25 protein-coding genes are annotated in these 24,145 nt (G+C 60.7%); 21 read left to right on the top strand and 4 right to left on the bottom strand.

The genetic code is table 11. The features are described 5' to 3' along the window. The first annotated feature begins 10 nt into the window (after nucleotides 1-10). Complete coding sequence (locus NCR98_RS26845; protein WP_250527853.1) at nucleotides 11-1,555, top strand: MFS transporter; 1,545 nt, start codon at nucleotides 11-13, stop codon at nucleotides 1,553-1,555. Nucleotide 1,556: 1 nt separating this feature from the next. Here the strand turns inward: NCR98_RS26845 and NCR98_RS26840 are convergent, their stop codons facing one another. Continuing rightward, a complete protein-coding gene (locus NCR98_RS26840) occupies nucleotides 1,557-1,988 on the bottom strand; it encodes an NUDIX hydrolase (RefSeq protein WP_250527852.1) in 432 nt (143 codons plus the stop codon). 1,206 nt (nucleotides 1,989-3,194) lie between these two features. Here NCR98_RS26840 and NCR98_RS26835 point away from each other — a divergent pair. Further along, nucleotides 3,195-4,286, top strand: a complete 1,092-nt coding sequence (locus NCR98_RS26835; protein WP_244832454.1) for a lipopolysaccharide biosynthesis protein — start codon at nucleotides 3,195-3,197, stop codon at nucleotides 4,284-4,286. Between the two features lie 100 nt (nucleotides 4,287-4,386). On the opposite strand, the gene NCR98_RS26830 is transcribed toward NCR98_RS26835, so the two are convergent. Beyond that, on the bottom strand, nucleotides 4,387-5,055 hold the full coding sequence (locus tag NCR98_RS26830; protein ID WP_250527851.1) for a helix-turn-helix transcriptional regulator: 669 nt from the start codon (nucleotides 5,053-5,055) through the stop codon (nucleotides 4,387-4,389). Nucleotides 5,056-5,567: 512 nt separating this feature from the next. On the opposite strand from NCR98_RS26830, the gene NCR98_RS26825 reads away from it, so the two are divergent. From NCR98_RS26825 to csgH, 6 genes are all read left to right on the top strand, one after another. Then, the gene (locus NCR98_RS26825) at nucleotides 5,568-6,209 is read left to right on the top strand and encodes a CsgE family curli-type amyloid fiber assembly protein (protein WP_250527850.1); all 642 of its coding nucleotides are present in this window, start codon (nucleotides 5,568-5,570) and stop codon (nucleotides 6,207-6,209) included. 70 nt (nucleotides 6,210-6,279) lie between these two features. Further along, a complete protein-coding gene (locus NCR98_RS26820; protein ID WP_244832457.1) occupies nucleotides 6,280-6,720 on the top strand; it encodes a curli assembly protein CsgF in 441 nt (146 codons plus the stop codon). A 90-nt stretch (nucleotides 6,721-6,810) separates the two neighbouring features. Further along, nucleotides 6,811-7,731, top strand: coding sequence for a CsgG/HfaB family protein (locus tag NCR98_RS26815; RefSeq protein WP_244832458.1), 921 nt, complete (start codon nucleotides 6,811-6,813; stop codon nucleotides 7,729-7,731). A 95-nt stretch (nucleotides 7,732-7,826) separates the two neighbouring features. After that, nucleotides 7,827-8,300 (top strand): hypothetical protein, encoded by a 474-nt coding sequence (locus NCR98_RS26810; protein WP_250527849.1) that lies wholly within the window; start codon nucleotides 7,827-7,829, stop codon nucleotides 8,298-8,300. 190 nt (nucleotides 8,301-8,490) lie between these two features. Next, a complete protein-coding gene (locus NCR98_RS26805; RefSeq protein ID WP_250527848.1) occupies nucleotides 8,491-9,825 on the top strand; it encodes a hypothetical protein in 1,335 nt (444 codons plus the stop codon). Nucleotides 9,826-9,986: 161 nt separating this feature from the next. After that, the gene (gene csgH, locus NCR98_RS26800) at nucleotides 9,987-10,319 is read left to right on the top strand and encodes a curli-like amyloid fiber formation chaperone CsgH (protein ID WP_250527847.1); all 333 of its coding nucleotides are present in this window, start codon (nucleotides 9,987-9,989) and stop codon (nucleotides 10,317-10,319) included. A 24-nt stretch (nucleotides 10,320-10,343) separates the two neighbouring features. Here csgH and NCR98_RS26795 read toward each other — a convergent pair whose 3' ends face one another. Beyond that, on the bottom strand, nucleotides 10,344-11,243 hold the full coding sequence (locus NCR98_RS26795; RefSeq protein ID WP_244832466.1) for a LysR family transcriptional regulator: 900 nt from the start codon (nucleotides 11,241-11,243) through the stop codon (nucleotides 10,344-10,346). Between the two features lie 125 nt (nucleotides 11,244-11,368). On the opposite strand from NCR98_RS26795, the gene NCR98_RS26790 reads away from it, so the two are divergent. After that, nucleotides 11,369-11,971: an NADPH-dependent F420 reductase gene (locus tag NCR98_RS26790; protein WP_250527846.1), complete on the top strand. Its 603-nt coding sequence runs from the start codon at nucleotides 11,369-11,371 to the stop codon at nucleotides 11,969-11,971. Nucleotides 11,972-12,120: 149 nt separating this feature from the next. Here NCR98_RS26790 and NCR98_RS26785 read toward each other — a convergent pair whose 3' ends face one another. Continuing rightward, nucleotides 12,121-12,834, bottom strand: a complete 714-nt coding sequence (locus tag NCR98_RS26785; RefSeq protein WP_250527845.1) for a TetR/AcrR family transcriptional regulator — start codon at nucleotides 12,832-12,834, stop codon at nucleotides 12,121-12,123. Between the two features lie 118 nt (nucleotides 12,835-12,952). Here NCR98_RS26785 and NCR98_RS26780 point away from each other — a divergent pair, with 118 nt between their 5' ends. The 12 genes from NCR98_RS26780 to NCR98_RS26725 all read left to right on the top strand — a co-directional run bounded on the left by NCR98_RS26780 (nucleotide 12,953) and on the right by NCR98_RS26725 (nucleotide 24,139). Next, complete coding sequence (locus tag NCR98_RS26780) at nucleotides 12,953-14,077, top strand: HlyD family secretion protein (RefSeq protein ID WP_244832463.1); 1,125 nt, start codon at nucleotides 12,953-12,955, stop codon at nucleotides 14,075-14,077. Nucleotide 14,078: 1 nt separating this feature from the next. Beyond that, the gene (locus NCR98_RS26775; RefSeq protein ID WP_250527844.1) at nucleotides 14,079-14,654 is read left to right on the top strand and encodes an MFS transporter; all 576 of its coding nucleotides are present in this window, start codon (nucleotides 14,079-14,081) and stop codon (nucleotides 14,652-14,654) included. Beyond that, complete coding sequence (locus tag NCR98_RS26770) at nucleotides 14,655-15,608, top strand: MFS transporter (protein WP_250527843.1); 954 nt, start codon at nucleotides 14,655-14,657, stop codon at nucleotides 15,606-15,608. Next, entirely contained in the window at nucleotides 15,598-17,136 is a 1,539-nt protein-coding gene (locus NCR98_RS26765) for an efflux transporter outer membrane subunit (RefSeq protein WP_250527842.1), read from the top strand. Before NCR98_RS26770 ends, NCR98_RS26765 begins: the two co-directional genes overlap by 11 nt. Nucleotides 17,137-17,223: 87 nt before the next feature. Further along, nucleotides 17,224-18,237 (top strand): LacI family DNA-binding transcriptional regulator, encoded by a 1,014-nt coding sequence (locus NCR98_RS26760; RefSeq protein WP_250527841.1) that lies wholly within the window; start codon nucleotides 17,224-17,226, stop codon nucleotides 18,235-18,237. A gap of 188 nt (nucleotides 18,238-18,425) precedes the next feature. Then, nucleotides 18,426-19,379 (top strand): substrate-binding domain-containing protein, encoded by a 954-nt coding sequence (locus NCR98_RS26755; RefSeq protein ID WP_250527840.1) that lies wholly within the window; start codon nucleotides 18,426-18,428, stop codon nucleotides 19,377-19,379. A 25-nt stretch (nucleotides 19,380-19,404) separates the two neighbouring features. Beyond that, nucleotides 19,405-20,199, top strand: coding sequence for an ATP-binding cassette domain-containing protein (locus NCR98_RS26750; protein WP_250527839.1), 795 nt, complete (start codon nucleotides 19,405-19,407; stop codon nucleotides 20,197-20,199). Between the two features lie 2 nt (nucleotides 20,200-20,201). Continuing rightward, nucleotides 20,202-21,206, top strand: coding sequence for an ABC transporter permease (locus NCR98_RS26745; RefSeq protein WP_244832415.1), 1,005 nt, complete (start codon nucleotides 20,202-20,204; stop codon nucleotides 21,204-21,206). A 2-nt stretch (nucleotides 21,207-21,208) separates the two neighbouring features. Then, entirely contained in the window at nucleotides 21,209-22,333 is a 1,125-nt protein-coding gene (locus NCR98_RS26740; RefSeq protein WP_250511664.1) for a phosphotriesterase family protein, read from the top strand. Between the two features lie 2 nt (nucleotides 22,334-22,335). Beyond that, complete coding sequence (locus NCR98_RS26735) at nucleotides 22,336-23,100, top strand: glutamine amidotransferase (RefSeq protein ID WP_250511665.1); 765 nt, start codon at nucleotides 22,336-22,338, stop codon at nucleotides 23,098-23,100. Further along, a complete protein-coding gene (locus NCR98_RS26730; protein WP_250468318.1) occupies nucleotides 23,097-23,237 on the top strand; it encodes a hypothetical protein in 141 nt (46 codons plus the stop codon). Before NCR98_RS26735 ends, NCR98_RS26730 begins: the two co-directional genes overlap by 4 nt. After that, on the top strand, nucleotides 23,234-24,139 hold the full coding sequence (locus NCR98_RS26725; RefSeq protein WP_250527838.1) for a ribokinase: 906 nt from the start codon (nucleotides 23,234-23,236) through the stop codon (nucleotides 24,137-24,139). Before NCR98_RS26730 ends, NCR98_RS26725 begins: the two co-directional genes overlap by 4 nt. Nucleotides 24,140-24,145: the final 6 nt, after the last annotated feature.

Raw genomic sequence — 24,145 nt, 5'->3', positions numbered from 1 at the left:
AGCGCGCCGCATGGATCGTTCACTCGCAAGCAGACCGGACGCCGCGACGAAGCGGCATGAGTGGCTCGTGCTCATCTGCACCTCGGCGCCGTCCTTCATGCTGCAACTCGATGCGAACATCGTGTCGGTGTCGCTGCCCTCCATTGCGCGCTCGCTGCATGCGGATTTCGCGGGCATCGAGTGGGTGATCACGGCGTACATGTTGAGCTTCGCGTCGCTGTTGATGCCAGCAGGCGCGCTCGCCGACCGCTTCGGACGCAAGCGCTTGCTCGTTACAGGGCTGATGTTGTTCACCTTCGCATCGCTTTTATGCGGGTCCGCGTGGAACTTGCCGATGTTGATCGCCGCGCGCGCGTTGCAAGGCGCCGGTGCGGCCATGCAATTGAGCGCCGCACTCGCCACCTTGTCGCACGCATTCCACGGCGAAGCACGGGCGCGAGCGTTTGCGTTTTGGGGCACCGTAGTGGGCATCGGAATCGCGAGCGGTCCGGTGGTCGGTGGACTGATCACGCAGGCGCTCGGCTGGCAATGGGCGTTCTATGTCAACGTGCCGATAGGCGTCGTATTGCTTGCGTTGATCTTGCGCGTGATCGAATCGTCGCGCGATCCGCACTCGATGCGACTCGACCTGCCAGGCGTCGCATGCTTCGGAACGGCGCTCTTTCTAACGACGCTTGCGCTTATCGAAGGCAATCGGCGCGGCTGGAATGATCGCTGGATCATCGCTGAATTCGTAGGCGCTGGCGTGCTGTTCGTGTTGTTCGTCATTGTCGAGCGACGTCAGACGCGGCCGATGCTCGACCTAACGTACTTCCGCAATCGGACGTTTCTCGGTGCGACGCTCGCGCAGTTTGCGTTTTCCATCGGCATGCTCACGATGCTGACGTTCGTGCCGATCTTTCTTCAAAGCGGTCTCGGCGCGACATCGGCGAGCGCGGGTCTCATGATGCTGCCGATGGTCGGGCCACTCTTTATCGTGCCGCGTCTCGTGTCGCGTCATCTCGCGCATCGCCTGACAGGGCGCGCGTTGCTTACGCTCGGGTTGCTTACGGTGTGCATCGGGCTCGTCTGTTTCGCGGCGGTCGTGACCATGCTTGCTTATGCGCCTCTCATCGTAGGCATGGTCGTGACGGGCATCGGCGCGGGCATGCTCAACGGCGAGACGACCAAGGTTTCGATGACCGTGATCCCAAAGGAGCGATCCGGCATGGCGTCGGGTGTGTCGGGCACGACCCGTTTTACCGGACTCGTCATCGGAATCGCGATGCTCGGCGCGGTGATGTTTGCGCGTGTCCAAAATGTCATTACGAATTCGATGCCTTCCGTCGATTCGCAGCAGCGCCTTCATCTCGTAGTGGATATCACTGCAGGGCATCTTCAGAGCGCAACCTTGCCAGGCTGGAGCGATGCCGCGTTGCATGCACTCGGTGCGATTAGCTTCGCCAAAGGGTATCAAGCGCTGTTCGTCGTGGCTGCATTGTTCATGTTGTTGTCGGCAGCGTTGACTTGGCGCCTCGTGAATCCGGCTGAGACACCGCCGACTTTAGCACGCTGAATCAAGGCTTGAAATCAGCCAGTATCACGCCGTTGCGAATATTTTCAAGCGCATGGGCTATGTAGTCGACGGTCGGCTCAGGCGGATGGTCCAGCGGCGCCCAAACAAACGCAGAACACTTGTGCGGCTCCATGTTCGCAAGGACGCCTTCCCAAGAACGACATGTCAGAAAGAAGCTTATTCGGTTCTGTTCCGAATCGCGTCGCATAACCAAGTTGAAGTCGAGAGAACCTGGCGCGATGCTCACGCCGGCTTCTTCCTTCGACTCGCGGATCGCGCATTCCTCGATGGATTCCCCAGGTTCGAGATGACCGGCGACCAGCGAATACTGACCGTCTCTATGGCCGGTATTTGCGCGCTGGATGAAGAGATATTCGTTATTGTCGTTCTTGAACAGGACATGTACGTCGACAACGCTTTGCATTCGGCTCATCTTTGTGCACCGTGGAAGAAGCTGATGTTCGGTTCGAGATCCTATGTCGCGAAGCGGCGAGCGCAAGTTTAAACCGCGAGGCGGCTTATTGGATATTGGCGGCGATGAATCAGGGTGATTGCGTCGAGCCTCGACGGCGACTTCGGTTGAAACCTGATCCGGCGTGCACTATGTTGGAACTCATCCTCTCAGTATTTCCCGAAGCGAGCGCACAAAGCAGCCCTGCCAATGAAGCGCAAATTAGATAGTTTGGAGTCCTCGAACGGCCCTTTAATGCGGATCATCCATTCAGCATGCATAGCGCATGCGATTCCACTTTGCCGTTTGCCATCACGACGCTTCGCGATGGTATCGAGAGGCCGCTAAGAAGTATCGCTTAGTCAACTTTGTTACCCAGCTTTCGAGCATCGGGATGACAGGGGACATTGCGCTTTGCTTCTAGAGTAACGCTCTAGCCGTTGCGGACGGTTGAGAGCCTGAGATTACCGGCTTTCGCAAATGGCCCGGCCGAATTTCTTCCCCTAAGAAGTGCGATAGGGGTCGCTGTCTTTAGCGATCCTCTAAGCAGCTTGCGCTAGCAAAACTCGTCGGCCTGTCGCGTCGATTCCATCACACATGGCAACGTCTCGCGACTCGACGCTAGCGCCTACGCCCTGTGCGCTCTCTACAGTTCTAACGGGCTACGCGTCGATCCAACGATTGCGCAATGTCGGACAACGCCTTTAAGACCAACTGCGTCCACCTTTTGCACCCCTGAAACCGCCGCCATCCTTTCGAAGTGGAAACTTCATATCAATCGGTATTTGTTTCACTCTCAGTAAAACGCAACGCATTTTTTTCTTAATTTCACATTTACAGTCATCTCATAAGACGATAACCTTGCTTCCGTTCTCACCGATTCGGCACATCTTGCTCTAAACAGAAACTCGTACAGCCGAATGAGGTAATAGTTGCTACATCTCACGCGGTTTCTTTTGTCTTACGTTCGGTAGCTTCGATCGGCAGTTCCTGCAGTATCGAAAGCAATCGTTTGCTTACGTGCTGAGTACAAAGCAAGCCGCGGAAAGCCGTGACTCGTCGCGAAGTCGACGTGGTGCTACGGCGAACCTCGCAACTAGCGAACTGTGTGCTAGCTGTCGGCGGAAGTGCCGGCAACCTTTTAAACATGTGCGGGCGCTAGCCCGGCAATTAGTTATGCAAACTAATATGAATGAAAATCAGTCTTCCCATTTCCTGAAAGTTCTGTCGAAAACTAAAGCCGCAGCGCTTGCCACTGCTCTGGTCGCTTCCACGTTGCTCGCAGCTTGCGGTGGCGGCGGCGAAAGCGCAGTCGATGCCGCAGTCGACAAGTCCGCCGCCACGCCGCAATCGACCGAAAAGGCCGCAACCACCAGTTCCATCTTCTACGGCGCAAACGGCCACATCACGAACGGCGGCGCGTATGACACCACGTCGTACGCAACGCAGCTTTCGCAACTCCAAAATCTCGGCGTGAAGATTTACCGTAACGACGTGTACAGCCAGGCATCGGCGAAGGTTCTCGCCACGGTCGCAAAGCAGTTTGCGGCAGGCGGCGTACAGGTTTATCCGGTGATGCTGCTGGGCCTGAACTACAACAGCGAGCAGGCCGCCTATAACGCGGGCTACACGATGGGCCAGCAGACGGCGCAGACGTACAACTACACGTACTACGAAGTCGGCAATGAGCTCGAAGCAAACACGCTCTCTGGCAACTACGACGGCAACGTCTGGAACCATTACAGCAATCAGCCGTTCACAGTCGCGCGCGGGTTGATTCGCGGCATGATCGCGGGCGTGAAGTCGGTCAATAGCTCGGCGAAGATCATCGTCGACGGCACGTGGAAGCACACCGCGTTCTTTCAGATGCTTGCGGACGGCTCGCAGCCGGACGGCACGCATGGTCACCCGACTGTCAGCTGGGACATCACGGCATGGCACTGGTACTCGGACCAGGGCGACATGACCCACGCTTGCGGCAACACAGGTTGCCATGACATCCTCGGCGTGCTGAACTCGTTCGGCAAACCGGTCTGGATCAACGAGTACGGTGTGCGTCCGACCTACGGTACGTATTCGGCAATCGCGTCGTACTTCACCGGCAGCTTGATGATGCAGCAGTTTTACAACAACGCGGCCAAGTACAACATTCAGTCGATTCAGGCTTTCGAAATGTACGACGACAGCGAAGGCGCATACGGTCTCATGACGAGCGATGGCAAGACGCAAAAGCCTGCCTTCACCGCAGTCAAGAGTTTCATTGCAAGTCACCCGAAGTAAAGCGAGTCAGAAAGGGCCTTCGGGCTCTTTCTTTTCTTGTTCGGTACGCGTTGAGGCCCGTTCCCATTCAACCGATGGTCAACGTTCACCAGGTCGCACGTTACGTCACGATGCTCGCTAGCCGCATCAATTCCGACTGACGCGAGCAGGACGTTTTCTTGAGCGTTGCGGCAAGGTGTTTACGTACGGTCGCAATCGACACGTCGAGAATCGCTGCGCATTCATTGACGCTGTGACCGCAGATCAACTCGCACAGCATCCGCGCTTCAGCCTGCGATAAGCCCAACACACTTTGTAGTGTCGCTACCTCCGGCCGGCGAAAAATATGACGGCGCTCAATGCGCAATACCGCTCGCGGCCGTGAGGAAAGCACAAGATCGTCCGCGCGCGTGATCACGATATGCCACGCATGTCCCCAAGCTCCAGTCACGACGATCGTGCTGCACTGACCGCAAGCCAGCGTCTTCGCCACGCTCGACTTGAGTCCTTCGTAGGCCTTCGGGTTCAGATGCATGAGCTGTCCATCGCGGATAGCAAGACCACCCTGGTCGCCAAGTAGGGCCAACGCGTTCGACATCTTGCACATGACGTTCAGATCGGCATCGACGGCGACGACCGTGGTCTCTTCGTTGAACAGATAATCGACCAGCGCTGCGGCATCGCTGCTTTCGAGCGCGACGGCCTTGACCGTCCGAGCGTCCGACATCGCTTCCTGCGCGTTGATCGAAACCGCGACGTTCATCTCCGATGCCACGATACATTCCAGCATTTCATCCCCTTCGGTGTTTTTTTAGGCCGGCTTCGGAGCCATCACGTTGGCACTTTTGCATCGAGCAGGCAGAGGCAATTTGTATGCCAAATCCTGCGAAGCCTTGTTGGACAAGAGGTCTCCAAAAGCCGCTCACTGCTAGTTGAAATCCGCACGAATTTGAACCAGGCGGACCAAAACTGTTTCAGTCACGAACGTCCCGCTTTCGGTCGCTAACGTTTGCGCAGCGGCTTTTAAGGGCGATCGACTCAACCGAACGAGCGTCTCAAACGCCCGCCGCACGTGCGTTCTCGTAACACCGTAACGTGTTCCCCGCGACACGAGTCGCGGAAGTTTCATGGCAGCGAGAGGTGTTCATTTGACCCATCGACATCCGCCATCGCCATCCGCCAGAATGCGTTCCATACCACTGCATCGCTTCGGCCAAACGAAGTCTGCAGGAATGACGACGAGAGGCTTGTATGCGACATGATGGCGATGCAAACAGGATCTCGACGAAGGGCGCGTGGCGCATGCCGCAGTTTTGGGTCGCGTCGATGACGTTCGTGACCACGGCCGCGCTACTCGGCAACATGGTCGATAACGCGGCATATGCTCAAGGCGCGCAGGACGCCGATTCGCCGTCGAGCGCTCATGGCTCCGCTTCGGGTAATGAAGCACGTGCGCTCGTCACGCTGCCGAACCCGCCGACGCCGAGTCCGCTTAAGAGGGTCCGGCCGCAAGCGGCGTCGCCTGCACTCACCGACAGTGCGACGGTCAGCCGCCAGTCGACGATCACGGGCAGCAACACATTGCCCGCCAAGCCGGATGCCAGATCTCCACTCGTGGATACGCTTGGCGGGATCGTTACCAACGACGCGGTGACGCTGGTAGGCGAAGACTTCTATAACTTTTTTGCTCAGGCATGGACGCAGATGCCGATGAGCGAACGCTATAACGTGTCGGTCCATGAGCGTCCCTCTGCAAGATACGGCAGTCTGATCTGGGTCGAATACGATCAGCGTCGCGTGTTTCAGGCGTTCTTGCCTATTGCCCGGGCGAACGTGCGGCCTATTGCCGAAAGCGCGGCGGCGAGCGCGTTGCAGACAGTGCTGCAGGCGGATATATCGCGCCTGCTGTTTCATGAAGCCGATCTCGCATCGGATGAAATGTAAGTCGCGGCATACGGTAGCAGAAAGACAAAGACAGCATTCAAACGATAAAAGAGAGTTCGAGGAAATCGGGATGACTAACCAAAAGACCTTCACGCGGATATTGCTTACCGCCATTGCCAACGCGGGACTGATCGGCGGAGCGTATGCCTCGCCGCTGGTGTACGAGCCCATCAATCCGACCTTCGGCGGGAATCCCGCGAACGGTCCTGTTCTCATGGATCAGGCGACCGCACAGAACAAGCATCAGGACCCGAGTCTGGCAAGCCTGACCAGTTCGCAGTCCACGCTCGATCAATTCAACAGTCAGTTGCAGCAGGCCATTCTGTCACGCGTGGCGAGTTCGGTGACGAGTTCGATCGTGGGCACGGATGGATCGCTCAAGCCAGGCACCATCAACACGGGCAACTTCTCCATCAACATCGCGCAGATAGCGAACGGCAATCTGCAAGTGACGACGACCGACAAGACCTCGGGTGCTTCAACGACTTTCGTGGTGAGCGGCGGCCAGTAACGCAGCCTACGCCAAATGCTGGAGCGAGGGCTGCGACCAGCCGTCATCCAGATCGATACCAACAAGAATCAGCAAGACACGGGGAATATCATGAACCGATTCGCACTCCGGGCAACGCTCGCGCTCGTCAGCGCCGCCGTGCTCACGCTCTCAGGCTGCGCGGTATCGCCGCAGAATGTGGCGGGCAACGCGACGCTCACGCCGCCCACGCGCGTGACCCGCGACCTCGTGCATCTGCCGCCGCCCAAGGGCCGCGTGCTCGCTGCCGTCTATGGCTTTCGTGATCTGACCGGTCAGTACAAGCCGTCGCCCGACAGTTCGTTTTCATCGCAGGTTACGCAAGGTGGAGCGTCGTTCCTCGTTGCCGCCATGCGCGATTCCGGCTGGTTCACGCCGGTCGAGCGCGAGAATCTTCAGGACCTGCTGACCGAACGCAAGATCATGCGCGCGCTCGAAACACCGGACGACAAGAACCGCGTCATTCCGCAGATCGGCGCGTTGGCGCCGGCCAGCATCATCCTCGAAGGCGGGATCGTGGCGTACGACTCGAATGTGAAGACCGGCGGCGCGGGCGTGGCGTATCTCGGGATCAGCGGCTCGCAGCAATACCGCGTGGATCAGGTGACCGTGAATTTACGCACCGTCGATATACGCAACGGGCAAATTTTGAATAGCGTCTCGACGACCAAAACCATCTACTCGTATCAAGTGGATGTCGGCGTCTACAAGTTCGTTGGCTTCAAGGATCTGCTCCAGGCTGAAGCAGGCTTGACGCGCAATGAGCCGGCGCAGTTATGCGTCAAGGAAGCGATCGAATCCGCAGTGGTTCATCTGATCGTGCAGGGACTGAAGAACCAGACTTGGGCGCTCAAGGACGACAAGGACTGGTACGACCAGACAGTTCAGCGTTATCTGCAGGAAAACCAGAACTACGTCGCGGATATGGACAAGGTCAACACCTCGTATGACCCGACGAAGGTCGAACCGGAAAAGGCATCGTCGGGCGGTTGATTCCGGCGCACGCGATTATTACCTCGCATCAGGAGCCGTAAATGAAGAACCGAATAATCAAGAAGTCGTTCGCTCATAAAATATACGGAATGCTTATGGTTGGTGCGTCGACCGCGAGTGCCGCTGACCTGTCCTTCATCTCGGACTTCGGTGCAGGGGAGCCGGCTTTCACGGTGAGCCGCCAAAGCGCGACGGTGAATCAGACGGGTTCAGCGAACATGGTGCAGGCCCGGCAAACCGGCGTCAACGCGATCACCATCAATCAGATTGGCGTGGCGAACGTGGCGGCGTCGCAGCAAACCGGGACGCAGAACTGGCAGTCGCTGGTGCAGTCAGGTAACGGCAATCAGTATGTCGGCGTGCAATCGGGGTCATACAACACGGCCAGCGTGACGCAACGGGGCAATGGCGACTACGCGTCGGTTACGCAATACGGGTCTCGCAACGACGCATCGGTGGCGCAACGCGGCAACGGTAATCAGGCAACCATCATTCAAGGAGGCGCCGGCAGCGGCATTCAGGTCCAGCAAACGGGTAACGGAGCGAAAGCACTGGTGATCGCACGATAAGCACACGATAACGGGCAACGAATCAAGGAGCAGCCATTCGATGAAACGACGAGTGAAGTAGCGGCAGCAGCAGGGGAAAGGCGGCAAGTGCACACCATGAAAATGCCAAGCAGGCCGGACCACTGAAAAGAAAGCAAAAGCACAAGCACGAAACCATCGTTCACTGGTTCATATAAGGGGTTGACCAATCATGAAGATCAAAGCATCCGTCGTTGCAATGGGGTTTCTGGCACTGGCCTCGTCGAGCGTGTTCGCCGAAGCCATCAACAACACCGTCACCGTGACCACGACCGGTACATACAACAATGCATTGGTTGACCAGAAGGACACGAACGGCGATAACGTCGCAATATCGCAGCAGGGCGGCCTTATCGCGGCCGGCAACCGCGCGAGTGTCACCGAATCGAGCTCACGCGACAACAAAGTCGTAATCAACCAGTCGAGTGTGCTGAACAACGCATCGGTCAATACGAGCGGCGGTGCGGGCAATGCGACGAACATCGATCAGAGCGGTGTGCTGACCGCGGCCAAGGCGTCGGTTGTGCAGACGAGCGAAGTGCAGAACAAGGTCAACATCACGCAGACCGGCTTCGTGAGTGGTTCGACCGCCAACGTGAACTCGAACAATGGCACCGGCAACACGACTTCGATCTATCAGACCGGCGTGAATTCGGCGAGCGTTGCGCAGAATGTCGGTTCGGATAACACGACAATCATCAGCCAGACCGGCGCGCTCGGCGTGGCATCGGTGGGCCAGGCCTCGTCGTCGGGTAACAACACGAATGTTCAGCAAGATGGCGCCAGCGGCAACGCGACGGTCTCTCAGACGCTCGGCTACGACAACACCACGAACATCGCGCAGCATGGCTCGCTGGAGACGGCAACGGTCTCGCAACTCGGCGCGCTCGGCAACACGACGCAGATTCTGCAAACCGGTCCGAGCAACACGGCAAACGTCGGACCGACTTTGTCGGCGGCCAACCTGACTTCCATCTTGCAGACCGGCTCGAATAACAACGCGGCCGTCTCGTCGATGCTTGCGCTAGGCGGCAACGTCACGGTGTCGCAGATGGGCTCGAAGAGTCACGCCTCGGTTTCGCAGGTGAGCGAAGCAGGTTCGAGCGCGACCGTGTCGCAAAGTGGCTCTGGCGTGAACAATGTCAGTACGTTGCAGCAAAACGGCAGCGGCAACGAGATCACGTCGACCCAGGTTTCGACTGGCACGGCCGTCAACACGGCGGGCCTTTCGCAAGTCGGCGCATTCGGCTCGAAGCTCGATCTGCTCCAGCATGGCAGCGGCAACAATGCGGTGGCGTATCAGGCCGGGATGGAAGAAACGCTGCTGGCATCGCAAGATGGCGTGAGCAACGAGTTGTACTCGTCGCAATCGGGCAGCGGCAACCGCATTGCATCGACGCAAGTTGGCGGAAGCAATTACGCATCGGTCACGCAAGCCGGTTCAGGCAACATCGCCACCGTGACGCAAACAGGCATCCACAACTCGACGACGATCGCTCAGCACTAAGGGGCGTAGTTAAGATCGTTGTATTTGTTCGACTCGAACAGCCGAGCCCCCGGCCGTTTGATCGATGCTTTCCTTCACCCCGCGTGGTGCCGGTCGATATTCACAGCCACCACGCCGGGTGCTTTTCCATTCAGACGCGCTTTGCCTTGAAGGAGCCGATCATGATCGCGTTCTCCGATGTCGCCGTGTCCTTCGATGTCACTTCCGCCAACGGTTCGATCCGCGTCGTTCCGTACGTCGTCAGCGTGTACGACACCGGCCTCGACTACGACTTGCACGTGCTCAAGTCGGGCGCGTCGGGCACGTCGAACGTGTCGCAGTCGGGCAGTTTGCACTTGCGCGGTGGCGAGAGCCGAGCGGTCTCGACGCTTGCCGTGTCATCGGCGAAAGGGGAGGCTTGCAAGGTCAGCATCACGTTGATGCAGGCCGGGCGTGTGATCCGTACGGTCAGCACGGATTGCGGAACTGGCAGCGCTTACCAGGCGACTCGTTGACAGCCCGAGCGGCCGTTTGAACCATCAACTTTGCCACTGAGTCTTCAATCGTTCGATGAACCATTTGCCTGCCGGTCCAGGCGGCTGCGAAGGCTGCTGAAAAATGGACATCGTCAAAAGCCAGCCGCTGGGCGGCATCTCGTCCGTATCGAGAACAACCAGCGTCCCTGCGGCGATGTCTTTTTCGACCATATGCAAAGGCATGCCTCCCCAGCCGACGCAGTCCTTTAAAAACGCATATTTGGTGGACAAGTCCGCCAAGCGCCAGGTCGAAGCGGAGGCCACGCCGAAGTCGCGACCTGCCGTGAGATCGGATCTGTCGGTCAGCACCAGTTGAACGTGGCGGCCAAGCTCACGCCGTGTTATTCGGCGACCGATGGCTGCAAGCGGATGCTGCGCCGAAGCCACCGCGACCACGGGCACGTCGCCGAGCCGCTCGCTCGTCAGCGATGAAAATGCCTGCGGCAGCGGCGGTAGTATGCCGAGACTGCATCGGCCGTCGAGAACGGGTAGATAAGCCGCTCCCAGTCCTTCGACGAAGAGACGTAGCGGCGTCAGTGGAAACTGCTCGGCGAAGGCCTTTGCGACTGCACTGATCACGTCAGTCGGGAAGAAAACGTCGACCACTACCGAGAGTTCGGCTTCCACGCCCGATGTCATGAGCCTCGCACGCGCCTTCAACGCATCCACCCCGGCGACGATATTGCGAGCGTCCGCGAGCAACAGCGCGCCCTCCGGCGTGAGCTTCGGGAATCGTCCAGAGCGCTCGAAAAGAATGACGCCCGTTTGATCTTCCAATCCTCCGACCCAGCCACTTACCGCCGACTGAACGCGATTGAGTTTTCGCGCTGCCGCCGAGAAACTGCCCTCATCCACGGCGGCGATAAAGGTTCTGAGTTGATCCAGCGATATTCCATCGAGCATGGCGGCTATCCATCTCCGAGCGTGATGGATTGTATCTCGATATGCCGTCTTCCCAGATCGTTCACGCACTGCCACGATCTACTCAAGCAACGGCGTACTCGTGACCAACCAAAAAAGGAATTCTCATGACTTATTCGATCATCGGGAGCGGCAGCGTAGGCGCCGCGATTGCCCGTCAATTCGCTCGCAGCGGCATCACGGCCGGCATCGCGAACACGCGCGGGCCGGAATCCATCGCACCTATCGCGCAAGAGCTCGGCGACAAGATCGTACCTATGACGTTGCAGGATGCGCTCAAGGCCGACGTGATCATTCTCGCGGTTCCGTTCTGGGCGCACCGCGATGTCGCCAAGGCTATGGCTAGCTGGCAAGGCAAAGTCGTCATCGACGCCACCAATGCCTATGGCGTGCCGCTAAACGAACTGGACGATCTGCCTTCCTCGGCGATCGTGGCAAAGGCGCTGCCAGGCGCGCATTTGGTCAAGGCGTTCAACCATCTGCCCGCGCGCGTGCTCGCACAGGAACCCGCGACTTCAGCGGGACGCCGAGTGCTCTTTTTATCGAGCGATGATGAGGGCGCCAACGCAACCGTCGCGGCGCTCGTCGAACGGCTCGGTTATGCGCCGGTCAGTCTCGGCAAGCTCGCCGAAGGCGGACAACTCGTGCAGGCCCGTGACAAGCATTGGGCGGCGTTGATCTTTCAGGACCTGTTCAAGAAGGAGCAATGAGCCCTGTACGATCATGTCATCGGACCCAAGCCGTATGACCGGGGAAGGTCGGCTATCCGTGCGCTCGATGACATATAAAGGCGCCGCTTGAAGTCGTGTGGAAGTTGCTCGTCGATGCAAAGCAGGGGTCGAGCGACTACTGCGTGCCTCTATAAGAACGTATTCAGCGCACCCGCCGCGACGAATACAGCGATAGTCCGCTTAACATGCGAGCGGATCTCGTTGCGAAGATCATCGAGGTTTTCATCCATCAATGCTCTCATGAGCATGGGCGGAACGATTGCATCGAGCATCTGAGTGGCGATGATCAACGCATTGCGCTTGATGGCAGCGCGCGTACTGGCGTCGCGCGCAATTTGCGAATGTTCCGCCATCAAGCTCGCGACCGCATCGATGCCGCGCAGGCGCCCCGCCTCGCGTGTCATTTTCGCCAGCGACGGAAATCGCGGCGCGTCCGCGACCACCACTCTGATCAACCCGATCACCTCGTCGTCGAGCAAGCGTGTGACGAGCGCGCGCGTCACCCCTTCGAGTTGCTCGACGAGAGCAGAGGATTGCGGCGCCTCGAACACGGGACGCAAGCACCGCTCGCAATTTCGTTTGACCACTTCGGCGAAGAGCGCTTCCTTGCTCGGATACCGACTGTACAACGTTGCCTTGCCTGCGCCCGCCGCCTCGGCGATGCGCTCCAGCGACGCTCCAGCGAAACCCTGCTGCAGAAAGACGGTACTCGCCGCGTCCAGAATGCGCTCTTCCACATCGCCTGCCATCGCGTTGGACGGACGGCCTTTCTTGCGCGAGAACATGGCTCCTATGGGGCATAGGGAAACATGTCCGTTGCCATCTTTCATCGTGCGTTTCACGGCTGATCCTTGCATAAATCTCCAGCGCAAGATTAACACAGACGCCGCTTCTTAAAAAAAGAACGATACCGTTCCGTTCTATTGTAGAATGCATCTCAATATTGGTTGGGAGAGTGCAATGGCCGGAAGTGAAAGCGAAGATAGCAAGCCCTCCGGCGATGCCGGAGAAGGCGACCGCGAGCAAGCCGACAAGAAGCCGGGCGAGGAAACGTCCAAGCCGATGAGCCCGAAGCGCAAGCGCATGAATGCCATCATCGGCGGAACGGTATTACTGATTTGTGTGGCTGGAGGCGTTGCGTACTGGCTCCATAGCCGGCACTACGAGAGTACCGACGACGCGTTCATCGACAGCAACCAAAGCCAGATTGCATCGCAGGTGAACGGTCGCGTGATCGAATTGCTGGTGGCGGACAACCAGCACGTCGAAAAGAATCAGCCGCTCTTGCGCATCGATCCACGCGACTTCGAAGTGAAGCTCGAACAAGCCGAGGCACAGGAAGCCAATGCCGTTGCGCAAGTTGCGCAGGCGCATGCCGACCTGCTGTATCAGCAGGCCAATCTCGCGCAGCAGACCGCGCAGGTGCGCGTCGCGCAGGCCGATCTACTGCAGGCGCAGCAGGATCTCGCGCGCTATACGGGCACGGACCCGGCCGCCATCACGCGTCAGCAACTCGAACAAAGTCAGGCGACCACCAAGAGCGCGCTCGCGAGGCTCGATAGCGCGAAGCAGGCCGTTCAGGCGGGCGAAGCGCAGGTCGCGTCGCAACGTACCAAGATCGACGCCGCTCAGGCATCGGTGCGTCAGACGCATGCGGATGTCGATAACGCGAAGCTGCAATTGAGCTACACGGAAGTCGTCGCACCGCAGGCGGGGAAGGTGACGCGCCGCACCGTGAACCTTGGCAACTACGTGACGCCCGGACAGGCGCTCGTTGCAGTGGTGCCCGACGAGATGTGGGTCACCGCGAACTTCAAGGAAACGCAGCTCGTTCACATGAACGTGGGACAACCCGTGGATGTCACCGTGGATGCTTATCCGGACAAGGTTCTCCACGCGCATGTCGAGAGCCTGCAACGCGGTACGGGCTCGGTGTTTAGCAGCCTGCCTGCGGAAAACGCCACGGGCAATTACGTGAAAGTGGTGCAGCGTCTGCCCGTGAAGATCGTCTTCGATGGCGACGACTGGCGCAACATGCCGCTCGCGCCGGGTCTCTCCGTCAGTCCGCGCGTGACGGTACGTTGACATGGCCGCTACGCACGCAGCATTGCCGAGGTCGGCGGCGGGGCCCTTCAATCCGTGGCTCATCGCGGTCATCGTGTCGATTGCCACCTTCATGGAAGTGCTCGACACGACCATCGCGAACGTGGCGCTCAGGCATATCGCCGGCGGACTCGGTGCGAGCCTCGACCAGAGCACGTACATCACGACGAGCTACCTGGTGAGCAACGCAATCGTCTTGCCTATCAGCGGATGGCTTGCGAACGTGATCGGGCGCAAGCGCTTCTACATGATCTGCGTGTTCCTGTTCACGGTCAGTTCGGTGGCGTGCGGCTTCGCCACCTCGCTGCCGATGATGATCGTCTTTCGCGTGCTGCAAGGACTGGGCGGCGGCGGTCTCGCGCCGGTCGAGCAGAGCATTTTCGCGGACACGTTCACACCGGACAAGCGCGCGATGGCGTTTGCGCTGTATGGCTTTACGGTCGTCACGGCGCCCGCCATCGGACCGATGCTTGGCGGCTGGATCACCGAGAACTATTCGTGGCACTGGGTGTTCCTCATCAACCTGCCGGTGGGGATGGTTTCGCTCGTCCTGACGTGAATGTTCGTAAGCGACAGCAAGCTCGTTCAGCAAGAGCGTCGCGCGCTGCTCGACCGAGGCTTGCGCATCGACTATCTCGGCTTCTTTCTGGTGGCGGTCGGCTTCGGCTGCCTGCAGATCGTGCTGGATAAATTCGAGCGCGAGGACGGGTTCTCGTCGAACTTCATCTGCTCGTTCGCGGCGGTTGCATGCGTCGCATTGGTGGCGCTGGTCTTTCGTGAACTGACGACCGCGCAACCAATCGTGAACTTGCGGCTTTTCAAGTCGCGCGCATTCGCCATCAGTTGCGGCGTCATGTTCGCGTTCGGGTTCATCATCAACAGCACGACGCAGATTCTGCCGCAATTCACGCAGGAACTACTTGGCTACGATGCCACCAACGCCGGCCTCACACTTGGCTTGGGTGGTCTCGTCACGTTGTTCTTCATGCCCGTGGCGGGCATCGTGACCGGGCGCGTGTTCCAGCCCAAATGGCTCGTGATGATGTCGCTTGCGGGCACGGGCGTCGCGTTACTGCATTCGGCGGGTCTCGATCTGAACATCGGCTTCTGGGATGTCTCGTTGTCGCGGCTTTATCAGGTCATCTGGCTGCCGTTCCTCTTCATTCCGCTGTCGACCGTGCAGTTCATCGGCATTCCGCCGGAAGAGAACAACAACGCATCCGCGCTCATTAACATGATGCGCAATCTCGGCGGCAGCTTCGGCGTGTCGCTCGTGACGACGCAACTGGCGTGGCGCGATCAGTTTCATCATGCACGGCTCGCCGAGCACATCACGCCGTATAACGGCTTCGTGAATGCGCTCGGCTCCATCGCCGGACGGGTCGAGCAACAGGCGTCCGTCATGAGTTATCTCGACGTGTTCATCATGCTCGGCGTCATATCCCTCGTGCTGTGTCCCGTCTGTATCTTGTTGCCGAAGCTGCCGAAGGGGGCACAAGTCAATGCGCATTGATTATCGATGGATTCCGTTTGTCGCTTTCCTGTCGGCCTGCACGGTCGGCCCGAATTTTCAGCGTCCTGCATTGCAGACACCGGCGCCGTGGCCCGAAACGCAGTCCACGAGCGAGGCTAACCGGTCGGTCGCGGTGCCCGAACCTGTCGATCCGCAATGGTGGAACAGCTTCGGCGATCCCGTACTGACCGAGCTCGTCACGCGCGCGATGGACAGCAATCTCGACATCAAGGTCGCGGCGGCGCGGCTCCTGGAGTCGCGTGCGCAGCTTGGCCAGACGAAGGCCGACGAGCTTCCGACGCTGAACGGCAACGCTTCCTACACGCGCGAGCTGCAGAGCGCCGATGGCGTCATCGGCTTGCTGGGCGGCGGCGGGTCATCGGCCACGGATACGAACGGGCTCGGCGGACGGCAAGGCGGTGTTCCGACGTCGAGCGCGGCGCAAAACGCACTGCCGCCGTTCAATTTGTATCAGTATGGTTTCGATGCATCGTGGGAACTCGACCTCTGGGGCCGCGTGCGACGCACGACGGAAAGCGCGAGCGCCACGGTCGAAGCGCAGAACGAGGCGCGGCACGATGCGATCGTCTCGACCGCCGCCGAAGTCGCGCGCGATTATCTGAATCTGCGTGGGACGCAGGAAAAGCTGCGTATTACGCGAGAGAATCTGGCGTTTGCAGAGCGTACCGTGCAACTCACGGAGGAGCGCGCGAAGCATGGACTCGCTACCGATCTCGATGTCGCCAATGCGCAGAGCCAGGCCGAATCGAATGCCGCGGATATTCCGCAGGAAGAGCAGCAGGAAGCGAAGCTGATCAATGCCATCGGCGTGCTGCTTGGCGAGTATCCGCAAGCGCTTGCGGCGAAGCTGTCGCCGCCATCCGCCGTGCCGATGGCGCCGCCGCGCGTGCCGGTCGGGCTTTCATCGGAACTGGCGCATCGGCGGCCGGATATCCGCGAGGCGGAGGCGCAGCTTCATGCGGCAACGGCGAGCATCGGCGCGGCGAAGGCGGACTTCTTCCCCAAGATCACGCTGTCGGGAAGCGTCGCCATTCAGGCCACGCAATTCACGAATCTCGGTAGTTGGGGCGCGCGCAGCTACAGTGCGGGGCCGAGTCTTTCGCTTCCCATCTTCGAGGGTGGCCGCTTGCGTGCGACGCTCGCGTTGCGGGAAGCCCAGCAACAGGAAGCGGCGATCACGTACCGCAAGACCGTGCTGTCGGCATTCCAGGAAGTGGATGACGCGCTGACGGGATTCGCCGCCGAACAGCGCCGCCGCGATCGCCTGGAGGCAAGCGTGCAAGCGTCCAAACGCGCGCTCGACATTGCAAACAAGCGCTACATTCGTGGCCTGTCGAACTACCTCGACGTGTTGACGGCACAAAAGGCGTTGCTCACCGCCGAGCAGCAATGGGTCGACAGCACCGCGACGGTATCGACGAATCTCGTCGCGTTGTACAAGGCGCTCGGCGGCGGCTGGGATACGCAAGACGGCGCGTATGCGGCGCTTCCCGCCAAGCAGAAATAAGGCGCACAAGCGCGCGTTCGCGATGCCTCGATGACGGCTTGCGCGAGAACGAGGCTACACTCAGGCTTTTCCAAGCCGGAACGCGCTGTGCCCAAAGTGTCCACGATTCGCGAAGTGGCGGAACATGCCAAGGTCTCGAAGGCGACCGTATCGCGCTACCTGAACGGCAGCCTCGCGTTGCCGCCGGACACAGCCGAACGCATCGACGCCGCCATCGCGGCGTTGAAGTACCGGCAAAACAGCCTTGCTCGGCGCCTGAGCCTCGGCAGCAGCGAGACTATCGGCTTGGCCATGCCGGACGTGGCGAATCCTTTCTTCGCGGAGATCGCCGACGAAGTCGAGCTGGCCGCTTCCGAGCATGGCTACGGTCTGTCCTTGTGCATCACGCGCAACCAGTTCGCTCGCGAATCGCTGTATGTCGGCTGGCTCGACATTCAGCATCTCGATGGCCTGATCCTCGTCTCCAACCGTCCCGACGACGGCACGCTGCGCACGCTCATCGGCACGCGCGGCAATATCGTCGTGATCGATGAAGACGTGCCGGGCGCGGACGTGCCCAAAGTGCTCGTCGATAACGTGCAGGGCGGCTATCTCGCCACGCAGCATCTGATCGAGGCGGGGCATCGGCGCATTGCTCATATCAGCGGCCCGCTCGGTCTTTTTACCGTGCAGGAGCGTTGCGAAGGGTATCGACGGGCGTTGGCGCAGGCGAATATCGAATTCGATGAAACGCTCGTTTGTTTCGGCTCGTACGAGCGCGAGTTCGGCGCGACGGCGCTCGGCCGTCTGCTTGCGCTGCCGTCGCCGCCCACGGCGATTTTCGCGGCGAGCGATTACCTCGCGGTCGGCCTGCTCGAAGCGCTGCGCGATCGACGCATCGACGTGCCGCGCGATATGTCGATCGTCGGCTTTGACGACATGGAGTTTGCGAGCCTGCTGATGCCGCCCATCACGACGCTTCGGCAGTCCGCGCGCGATCTCGGCCGCACGGGCGTCGAGTTGCTGCTTGCGCGTCTCTCGGGCGGCGGACCGTCCACCGTGCGGCGGCTGCCCGTGAGTCTGATCGAACGCGCGTCCGTCGCGCCGCCACGTTCGCGCTGAACTCGGCGTCAACGCCCCTCCACGCAAATTCTAATTTTGACCGGTTGACACGAAAGGGGCGTCGGCCGTAGCCTAAGTAAACCGGTTTACAAAGCGGCGCGTTTTCATCCGCGCCCTCTGAAGTTTCAACCATGCCAGGACCAGCCGACGAGTCGCTCGTTCTGCGCCTTTGCGATGGAGGAGCTGTGATGAACGCCATGCTGTCACGCCGGATCATGTCCGCGGTCGCCGTGATGTCCGCCGGATCGCTGATTGCACTATCGGGCGGCGCGCACGCCGCCGACAAGAAGAAAATCGCGCTGGTCCAGATCAATCAGGAAGCGCTCTTCTTCACCCAGATGGATGACGGCGCGCAAAAGGCCGCGAAGGCCGCGGGTGCGGACCTCGCCATCTTCAATTCGAACAATGACCCGAACGCGCAGAACAACGCCATCGAGACATACATCCAGCAGAAGGTGGATGCGCTTCTCGTGGTCGCCATCGACGTAAATGGGATCAAGCCGGCGATTGCCGAAGCAAAGAAGGCCGGCATTCCGGTCGTCACCATCGACGCTATCGTGAACGGCGATAACGACGTGCAAGTCGGTGTCGACAATCTCAAGGTCGGCAAGGACATCGGCACCTACACGGCCGATTACGTCAAGAAGTCGCTTGGCGGCAAGGCAAGCGTGGGCGTGGTCGGCGCGCTGAATTCGTACATTCAGAACGTGCGTCTGGACGGCTTCAAGGCCGGTCTCGCGGGCGCGCCCAATGCGAAGATCGTGTCCACGGTCGATGGCCAGAACGTGCAGGATCAGGCGCAGACGGCCGCCGAAAATCTCATCTCCGGCAACCCGAACATGCAGGTCGTTTATGCAACCGGCGAACCGGCCTTGATCGGTCTCGTGGCCGCCGTGTCGGCGCAAAGCGCGACGGATCGCGTCAAGATTTTCGGCTGGGACTTGAGCGCGCAGGCCATCAAGGGCATCGATCAGGGCTTTGTCGTGGCCGTGGTGCAGCAGGACCCGGAAGGCGAAGGCAAGGCGGCCGTCAACGCCGCGCTCAAGCTGATCGCGAAGCAACCGGTCGAGAAGAACATCTCCGTTCCGGTGACCATCGTCACCAAGGCGAACGTGGCGAAGTATCGCAGCGTGTTCAAGTAGGCCGCGTCCAAACCGGGAGAGCCTCATGTCGAGTGTGGACACAGGCGCGCCGCTGCGTGTGCGGATGCGCGGCATCACCAAGCAATACGGCGCGATACAGTCGCTGCGCGGCGTAAATCTCGATGTCGCGCCGGGCGAAGTGCTGGGCCTCGTCGGTGACAACGGCGCGGGTAAATCGACGCTGTCGAAAGTGCTGTCGGGTGCGGTCGTGCCCGACAGCGGATCGATCGAGATCGACGGCAAGACGGTCCATTTCGACAATCCGGGCGATGCCCGCACGCATCGCATCGAGATGGTCTACCAGGACCTGTCCTTGTGCGATACGGTCGATGTCGCGGGCAATCTGTTTCTCGGCCGCGAGCCCATGCGCCGCGTGCTCGGCATGCCGATTCTCGATCACGCGAAGATGCATCGCGATGCACGTTCCATGCTGGACGGGCTCGGCATCCGCATTCCGGACACGAAACTCGACGTGGAAAATCTGTCGGGCGGACAGCGTCAAGCCATCGCCATTTCGCGCGCGGTTTCGTTCGATCCGAAAGTGCTCATCATGGACGAGCCGACTGCCGCGCTCGCCGTCGCGGAGGTCGAAGCGGTGCTCGATGTCGTGCGAACCGTAAGCGCGCGCGGCGTCAGCGTGATTCTCATCAGTCATCGGCTACAGGACCTGTTTCTGGTCTGCGACCGCATCACGGTGATGTACGAAGGCACCGCCATCGCGGACCGGCCTATCGGCGAGACGAATCTGCAGGAGATCGTCGATCTGATCGTCGGGCACAAATTCAACGCGCGCTCCGCGCGTCCACACGCCGAACATTGATCATGGGTACCACCGTGTCCTCCGAATCTTCCGCACGGCGCGCGCTTTCGCTGTCGCACCGGCTGGGCCATCGTGCAGGCGTCGCGAGCATCGCGGCCTTCTTCGCGATCTGCGTCGTGGCGTTCAGCATCGCCACCGACACTTTTCTCACCACCGGCAATCTCCTGAACGTGCTGCGTCAGAGTGCGCCGTTGCTGATCGTCGCCACGACGATGACGCTTGTCATCACCACCGCGGGCATCGACCTTTCGGTGGGCTCGACGCTCGCGTTCGTCGGCGCGCTCGCGGCCATCGCGTTGCACGCGGGCATGCCGGATACGCTCGTTCTGATCGGCGGCCTCGTGCTCGGCGGGGTCATCGGGCTCGCGAACGGCTACTTCATCGCGATCGCGGGCATGCCCGCGTTCATCGTCACGCTTGGCACGTTGTCGATCGTGCGCGGTGCGGCGCTTCTCATCACGCAAGGCTATTCCGTGCCCGTGGATGGCAACGGCTGGTTCGTCGCGCTCGGCCGCGAGTGGTTCCTGGGACTTCCGCTGCCCGCCGTGATCGCGGTGGCCGTGATGCTCGCCGGATGGGTCGTGCTGCGTCATACGCGCTTCGGGCGCTACATCATCGGGATCGGCACGAACGCGGAAGGCGTGCGGCGCGCGGGCGTCGATACACGCGGCGTCATCATCAAGGTGTATGTGCTGAGCGGCATCGCGGCGGGGCTCGCCGGGCTCATTACGACCGCGCGGCTCGGGAGCGGTTCGTCGAATCAGGGCGTCGGCTTCGAGCTCGCGGTGATCGCGGCGGTCGTGCTCGGCAGCACCAATCTGTTCGGCGGCCGCGGCACCATTCTGGGCACGCTCCTCGGCGCGCTGACCATTGCCGTGCTCGGCAACGGGCTGATTCTGGTTCACGTGTCGCCGTTCTATACGCAGATCATCCAGGGGGCCATCATGCTGTTCGCGATCTGGCTGAACACGCGCATCTTTTCCGCCCGGCGTGGAAAGAAGGGCTGAACATGATGTCGACGAAACCCGTATTCGGTCATCCGGCGACGCTGCCCATAGGTGTCGGCAGCGGCCACGTGATGACGGTGCTCGGTCCGCTACCGGTCGAGCAAATGGGCATCACGCTGATGCACGAGCATATTCTCGTCGATGCCTCCGGCAAATGGGTCGCGCCCGCCTGTTGCGGCGAGCGGCATATCGGCGAGCAGAAGGTGCATGTCGGCATTTTGGGCGCGCTGCGCATGAATCCGCTCATGAACCGCGACAACTGCCAGCTATTCGATGTCGATGCCGCCACCGAGGAACTGATGAAGTTCCGCGAATTGGGTGGCCAGACGGTGGTCGATCCGACCAACCTCGGCATTGGCCGCGATCCGCTCGCGCTGCAGCGCATTTCGCGGCGCACGGGGCTCAACATCGTCATGTCGACGGGCTTTTATCTGGAGCCTTCGCATCCGGCGTACGTGCGCGAGCGTTCCATCGACGAACTCGCCGCGCAGATGATCTTCGACGTGGGCGGCGCCGAGCGCAAGCCAGATGTGATCGCGGGGCTCATCGGCGAAATCGGCGTGTCGGCGGCGTTCACGGCGGAAGAAGAGAAGTCGCTGCGCGCGGCGGCTCGCGCGAGCGCCGCCACGCGCGTGCCGCTTTCGGTGCATCTGCCGGGATGGGTGCGGCATGGACATCGCGTGCTCGATATCGTCGAGCGCGAGGGCGCCGATCTCGCGCATACGGTGCTTTGTCACATGAACCCGAGCCACGCGGATATCGAGTATCAGCATTCCATCGCGCGGCGCGGTGCGTGGCTCGAATACGACATGATCGGCATGGACTACTACTACGCCGACGAAGACGCGCAATCGCCGTCCGATGAAGAGAACGCGCGCGCTATCCGCGCGCTCATCGATGCGGGGTTCATCGGCAATCTGCTGCTCTCGCAGGACGTGTTCCTCAAGATGATGCTCACGCGTTACGGCGGCTTCGGCTACGGCTATATCCTCGAACACTTCGTGCCGAGACTCAGACGCCACGGCGTGAGCGACGCGCAGATCGAAACCATGCTCGTGACCAATCCCGCTCGCGTGTTCTCGGCGGCGGCATCTGGCGTGACGAGCCGTCGCGTTCAAGGAGATTGAGAATGACGAAGAAAGTCCTGCTCGCCGGAGAGTCGTGGACCAGCACGGCAACCCATGTGAAGGGTTTCGATCTGTTCGCGTCGGTGACGTATCACACCGGCTCCGAGCAGTTTCTCGCGCTCTTCAAGGACAGCGCCGGGTACGCGGTCACGCACATGCCGAGTCACGACGCGCAGACGCGATTTCCCACGACGCTCGAAGGGCTCGAGGAGTATGACGCGATCATTCTTTCCGACATCGGCGCGAATACGCTCTTGCTGCATCCGGATACGTGGGTGCATAGCAAGCGCACGCCGAACCGCCTGAAGTTGTTGCGCGAGTATGTGGAGGCAGGCGGCGGTCTCATGATGATCGGTGGCTATCTGAGCTTTCAGGGCATCAACGGCAGTGCGCGCTTTCGCAATACGCCCGTCGAGGACGTGCTGCCCGTGAAGTGCCTCGCGTGGGATGACCGCGTTGAAGTGCCCGAGGGGTTCACGCCGAGTATCGTCGCGCGGCATCCGGTGATAGAGGGCCTCGGCATGCAATGGCCGCATCTGCTCGGCTACAACGAAGTCGAGTTGAAGCCAGGTGCGACGCTCATCGCAACCGTGCCGGACACGGGCCATCCGTTGCTCGTGGCGGGGCAGTATGGCGAGGGCCGCACGCTTGCTTGGACAAGCGACATGTCCGTGCACTGGCTGCCGCCCGAGTTCTCCGCGTGGGACGGTTATGGACGGCTTTGGCGGCAGTGTCTCGACTGGCTGACCGAGGCGCGCGCGGCATGATGTATTTCGGTATCGCCGACCTCGATCTCGATCTCGACCTCGCGCGCGCGGCATGCGCGGCTTGCCGCGATGCTTGCCCGCGTGAGGCGCTCGGCTCGTATCTAGCAATGTTCGGCTACCGGATGGCACCATCATGAGCAGCGCGCGCGTCTGCGTGATCGGCAACGCGGCGATGGACATGACGCTCCGCGTGGCTTCGTTGCCGAAGCCCGGCGAGACGTCGATTGCGCTTGGCAGCACGCTGGACTTCGGCGGCAAGGGCGCGAATCAGGCGGTGATCGCTGCACGCGCGGGCGCGCAGGTGACGTTGCTTGCGGCTGTCGGACGCGACGCCGACGGCGCGCGCATCGTCGCCATGCTCGGTGAGGAAGGCATCGATACGCGGCACGTTGACCATCTCGATTGCACGACGGACCTTTCCATTGTCACCGTCGATGCTGCCGGTGAAAACACCATCGTCACGCGCAACGAAGCCGCCAGCGGCTACGCACCGGATGCCGCGTTGCTGGACGCCGTGAGCGCGCCGGGCGACTGGATCGTGCTGCAAGGCAATCTGGCGCGCACGGTGACGGCGACGTGGTTGCGCGCGGCGCGTCGCGGCGGGCGGCATACGCTTCTGAATCCGGGACCGGTGCAATTCGAGGTCAACGCGCTGCTGCCCGATGTCGATGTGCTCGTCGTCAACAGCGTCGAGGCCGAAATGCTGTCGGGCGACGCCGATGCACGCCGCGCGGCGCTCGCACTGCACGCGGCAGGCGCGACCGACGTGCTGGTCACGCTCGGCGCGGGCGGCGTCGTCTGGTGCGGCGCGCACGGCGGCATCGAGCAGATGCCCGCATCTGAAGTCATTGCCGTGGACACGGTCGGCGCAGGCGATGCACTCTGCGGCATGCTCGCGGCTGGGCTCGCGCACGGCCATCGTCTGCGCAACATCCTGCCTCGCGCAATGGCCGTTGCCGCCTATGTGGTCGGCCGGCACGGCACGCAGGCGAGTTTTCCGGATCGTGCGCGCATGCTCGAACTCGCGCGCTTCATCTGACCGATA

This window comes from Caballeronia sp. GAWG2-1 (genome assembly GCF_023631405.1).
GTDB lineage: Bacteria > Pseudomonadota > Gammaproteobacteria > Burkholderiales > Burkholderiaceae > Caballeronia.
The sequence above is the reverse complement of the archived record's forward strand: the minus strand, read 5'-3'. Positions and strand labels throughout refer to the sequence as shown.